This is a genomic window from Streptomyces misionensis (genome assembly GCF_007896895.1).
Taxonomy (GTDB): domain Bacteria; phylum Actinomycetota; class Actinomycetes; order Streptomycetales; family Streptomycetaceae; genus Streptomyces; species Streptomyces misionensis_A.
Window position 1 is genome coordinate 181450 of record NZ_VOGW01000087.1, and the last position, 4858, is coordinate 186307.

Genomic DNA, 4858 nt, shown 5'->3' on the forward strand with positions numbered 1-4858 from the left:
CCGGACGGGACGTGGGGCAGGTGGGCATGAGATCGACCCGTCAGGATCCGGCGCCTCCGGCGACCGGGCTGAGACGGGGCGCGCGGGCGGGGCGGGCCGCCGCTCCCCCGGGTGGACCGGCCGCGCCGCGGGTCTCGGCGATCAGCAGGTCGACGCTGGCGAGCAGGTCGTCGCGCTCGGCCGCCCGCCGCAGCCGGTGCGCGGCGCTGCCGTCGGCCAGGGCGCGCGTGAGCAGTTCGTGCACGTTCTCCCAGTCGCCGGACGCCTCCAGCGCGGGGCGCAGCCGGGCCGCCATGTGGCGCAGCACGCCGTGGGCGGGGGCGGCGCGCCGGGTGACCGGGTCGACCAGCACGCCTTCCAGGCCGGAGCGGGCGGCTCGCCAGCTCGCGGCCCGCAGCCACTCGTGGTGGCCGTCGCACCGGCCGGCGTCCCCGCGGGCCAGCCGGTCGCAGGCGTCCCGGACCAGCGCCCGGAAGAGCCCCGCGACCAGCACGACCGTCTCCACCCGGGGACAGGCGTCGCAGATCCGCAGCTCCAGCGTGCGCTGGTGCGCGGAAGGCCGTACGTCCTGGTAGGCCATGCCGGCGTCGCTGATGACGCCCGAGCCGATCAGCTCCTCCAGAGCGCGGTCGTACGCGGCGGCGTCGGCGTAGCAGCCCGGTGGCCCGGCGGTGGGCCAGCGCTGCCAGAGCATGGTCCGCCAGCTCGCGTAGCCGGTGTCCTCGCCGAGCCAGAACGGCGAGCTGGCGGACAGCGCGAGCAGCGGCGGCAGCCACGGTGAGACGAGGCACATGGCGCGTACGGCGGTGTCCCGGTCGGGTATGTCCACGTGCACCTGCGCGCTGCAGATGAGCTGCTCGTCGGCGACCCTGCGGTACTCGTCGGCCATGTGCCGGTACCGGCGCCCGGCGGTGACGTCACGGGGGGTCAGCCGAGCCAGCGGAACGGTGCCGGCGGCCACCGTGACCAGGCCCAGCGAGGCGGCCGAGTGGTCCAGCAGGCGCCGTGACCGGGCGAGGTCCGCGAGGAGGGCGTCGAGCGTGTCGTGCACCGCGCTGTTGCTCTCCACCGCCGACCGCTGGAGTTCGGTGGTGAATCCGGGCCTGTGCAGCCGGTCCAGCACGGCCCGGGCGCGCGGCACCAGCCGGCCGCTCTCCACGTCCAGCACGTGAAACTCTTCTTCTGCCCCGATGCGCAACGTCACGTCACGTTCCCCTTGCCTGGGTGATCACTGGGCCGTCGCGTACGCGTCCTGCCGGTGAATGGCGCGGCACCGAGTACCCCGGCCGGAACGTTCACAAGCGTCTCGTCGTGCTCAGCTCACGCGACCCCCGACCGGGCGAGGCGCGGGCGGGCGGGCGTGGGCGCGCGAGGAGGACCACGGGATCGACCGCGCGACCGCCGGCGCGGGACGGCCGCTGCCCTCTCGACGCCGCGGTGGGGACCTGCGATGCGGCTCGCAGCGCGCCTCGCGAACGATGACGACGGGGGGCCACGTGGGGTTCGTGCGGAATGTTCTTGCCAACGCCGTCAGCACCGTCGTGCCGGCCGCCTGGCGAGCGCCCTGGCTCTGGCGGTCGCCTGGTCGTCACGGCGCAGCCGGGTGTGGAAGCCGTTGGGGGCCGGTGCGTCCGCCAACGGCTCCGTCGTAGTGTGGGTGCCCGGTTTCGAGATCGGGTCGGCGCGTCTGCCCGGGACCGTCCCCGTGCGGGCGGGATCCAGGGGAACGGCGGTCAGCGAGCCGGAGTACCGGGAGGCGCTCGGCCTCGCCGACGCCTTTCAGGCCGGTTCCCATCGCTCGGCGCCGGCCGCCACTCTCCGCAAGGTGCGGTCCGAGGAAGTCCGCCGGACGCGCCGAGACGATTCCGACCGCACGTGCCGGCCCGGCGAGCCTGGTCGGTGCGTCCACCGCGCCCGGCACGGCACGACCGTCGCCGGATCGACCTGGATACGGGAGAGGGTCCCGTCGAGGTCGAAGGGGAAGCCGCTGCCGCCGGAGGACACGCGCGCCTTCTCCAGGAGGGACGCCCAGGGCGCCGCGGCGCCGGCAGGGTCGGCGTCATGCGGCCGAGCCCAGCGAACGCCGCCGTCCGCGTGCGACCGCGCGGGAAGGGCGAGTTGACCGGACCTCGCCCGGTGCGCACCCGCCCCGCGGCGACGCGGTGTCAGCCGGGCTGCCGGGTGCGGGCGTCGTACGCCTCGCGGGCGGCGAGCACGTCTTCCGTGTGCAGCAGGGACCACTCCGTGAGGGCCTTCAGAGGCGCGCGGAGCGTCTGGCCCAGCGCGGTCATCTCGTACTCCACCCGCACCGGCACCTCGGGGTAGACCGTTCGCCGGACCAGGCCGTCGCGCTCGAGGGCGCGCAGCGTCTGGGTGAGCATCTTCTCGCTCACCCCCGCGAGCCGCCTGCGCAGCCGGCTGAACCGGGACGCCCCGTGTTCGCCGAGCTCGCCGAGTACGAGGATCGACCACCTGTCGCCGATCCGGTCGAGCAGGTCCCGCGAGGGGCAGCCGCGCAGGTACGGGTCCCTGGACGCTGTTGTCTCGCTCACAGCCTTGTCCGTCGTCACAGCTCTCACCTCGTTGCTTTCCACCAGGTGGCTACCTTACAGAGAAGTGGCTGCTTCCCGATAGAGAGTGATGAGGTCAGGGTGGTCCCATGCGCCGCGGAAGGCCGCGGCCGGAAGGGAAAACGTCCATGTCGATCATCGTCACCGGAGCCACGGGCCAGCTGGGCAGGCTCACCGTCGAGGCGCTGCTGCGGCGCGGGGTTCCCGCCTCGCGGATCGTCGCCACCGGCCGGAACGTCGCCGGGATCGAAGACCTCGCCGACCGCGGTGTCACGGTGCGCCGGGCCGACTTCGCCGACCCGGACAGCCTCGCGACGGCCTTCGCCGGGGCCGACAAGCTGCTCCTGGTCTCGACCACGGACGTGGACCGGCGCGTCGACCACCACCGGCGCGCCATCGACGCCGCACTGGCCGCGGGGGTGTCCCTGGTGGCGTACACGAGCATGGCGCACGCCGACACGGCCACCACGATCCTCGCCGCCACCCATCGCGCCACCGAGGAGTACCTGCGCGAGCGCGACGTCCCCAGCGTGCTGCTGCGCAACAGCTGGTACCTGGAGAACTACACCGCCCAACTGCCCCTCATCCTGCGGCAGGGCGTCATCGTCGGGGCCGCGGGCGAGGGCCGGGTCAGCGCCGCCACCCGTGCCGACTACGCCGCGGCGGCCGCCGCCGTGCTGACCACCGAAGGCCATGCCGGAGCGGTGTACGAGCTGGGCGGCGACGAGGCGTTCACCATGACCGAGCTCGCCGCGGCGGTCTCGGCCGCCACCGGCAAGGCGATCACCTACACCGATCTGCCGGCGGCGGAACTCGCCCAGGCGCTGACCGGCGCGGGCGTGCCCGCCGCTCTCGCGCGCGTCCTCGCCGATGCCGATCTCGGCCTGGGACGCGGCGAGTTGTTCACCGGCTCCGGCGACCTGAGCCGCCTGACCGGACGGCCCACCACCACCCTGGCCGACGCCCTCGCCGAAGCGCTGCGCTGACACGGGTTCCGGGGGCGATGCCCCCGCGCACAAGCGCCAGAGCCTGCAGGTTCCTCCGAGCCAACCGGTAAGGTCCACCACGATGTTCCCCCGCACCACCACGCACGCCGCGTGGCAGCGCGCGCTCCTGTCCCTCACCGTGGCGTCCGCCGCCCTCGCCGCCCTCGCCGCGCCCGCCGCGGCGGCACCGGCCCACGGCCACGAGGACAGCGGCCGTACGATCCCGATCAACGGCAACGACGCCTTCCCCGAGAGCGTCGCGGCCGACGACCACTTCATCTACGCCGCCGGTATCGCCGACGGCACCGTCTACCGCGGGCGCCTCGGGGCGAAGGCGCTCGACCCCTTCCTGCCGGGCGGCCGCGACGGCCGCACCCAGGCCACCGGGGTCAAGGTCACCGGCGACCGCCTGCTGGTCGCCGGCGCGTTCACCGGGCGCTTCTTCGTCTACACCAAGGCCGGGAAGCTCGTCGCCGCCTACACCGTCCCCGGAACGGGCGAGCCGACCCTCGTCAACGACGCCGCCGTCGCCCCCGACGGCGACGTCTACATCACCGACTCCCTGCGCGCGGTGGTCTACCGGATTCCGGCCGCCGAGGTGAACGCCCCCGCCACCGGCGCCCAGCGGGTCCTCCACGTGGCCTACCACCTGCCGGACTACGTGGACGGCCAGTCCAACGGCAACGGCATCGTCGCCGCTCCCGACGGCAAGTCCCTGATCATCGGCTACTGGTACAGCGGCGCGCTCTACCGGCTCACCCTCGCCACCGGCGAGGTCCGCGAGATCGCCGCACCGCCGCTGCCCAGCGCCGACGGCATCGCGCTGCGCGGCGACACCCTGTACGTCGCCCGTTCCGTGGCCAACGAGATCGACACCGTCCGGATCTCCGGCGACGGTGCCCGGGCCACCGTCGTCGCCGAACGCACCTACCCGGGGGCCGACACACCCACCGGCATCGCCGTGAGCGGGGACCGGCTGCTGGTGACCAACTCCCAGATGGACACCTACCTGTACGGCGCTCCGCTGACCAGCCCGGTCTTCACCCTCGAAAGCCTGCCCCTGCGCTGACTCCCCCGCCCGGGCGTCGTCCGGGTGCGGATCGCCGGCCGTCCGGTGGCCCGAGGACGCCGCCGGACGGCCGGCCGGCATGGGTGCGGGCGCTCTTCAGCCACTCCATGTAGGCCGGCGCCTCCCGGGCCACGGCCCAGTAGGACTCCTCCAAGTGCGGGTAGACCTCGTCCAGTTCGGCCTCGGTGCGGGCGGCCAGCAGCAGCCGCACGCCGATGGGGTCGCCCTCCAGC

Annotated in this window: 4 protein-coding genes and 1 pseudogene; 2 read left to right on the top strand and 3 right to left on the bottom strand. The window is 74.3% G+C overall.

What is annotated here, in order from left to right:
• Positions 1-40: 40 nt before the first annotated feature.
• Both FRZ03_RS15630 and FRZ03_RS15635 read right to left on the bottom strand, forming a co-directional pair.
• Positions 41-1204: a carboxylate-amine ligase gene (locus tag FRZ03_RS15630; protein WP_146465750.1), complete on the bottom strand. Its 1164-nt coding sequence runs from the start codon at positions 1202-1204 to the stop codon at positions 41-43.
• A 961-nt stretch (positions 1205-2165) separates the two neighbouring features.
• Positions 2166-2552 carry a winged helix-turn-helix transcriptional regulator gene (locus tag FRZ03_RS15635; RefSeq protein WP_261399103.1) on the bottom strand — a complete coding sequence of 129 codons (387 nt, stop codon included), beginning with the start codon at positions 2550-2552 and terminating at the stop codon, positions 2166-2168.
• 146 nt (positions 2553-2698) lie between these two features.
• Between FRZ03_RS15635 and FRZ03_RS15640 the strand changes: the two genes are divergently transcribed.
• Together FRZ03_RS15640 and FRZ03_RS15645 are read left to right on the top strand one after the other, a co-directional pair.
• Complete coding sequence (locus tag FRZ03_RS15640) at positions 2699-3556, top strand: SDR family oxidoreductase (protein WP_146465751.1); 858 nt, start codon at positions 2699-2701, stop codon at positions 3554-3556.
• A gap of 82 nt (positions 3557-3638) precedes the next feature.
• Complete coding sequence (locus tag FRZ03_RS15645) at positions 3639-4625, top strand: SMP-30/gluconolactonase/LRE family protein (protein WP_146465752.1); 987 nt, start codon at positions 3639-3641, stop codon at positions 4623-4625.
• On the opposite strand, the pseudogene FRZ03_RS40310 reads toward FRZ03_RS15645, so the two are convergent.
• Positions 4597-4858: pseudogene (locus FRZ03_RS40310) on the bottom strand (hypothetical protein); the annotation flags it as partial. The gene FRZ03_RS15645 and the pseudogene FRZ03_RS40310 overlap by 29 nt on opposite strands.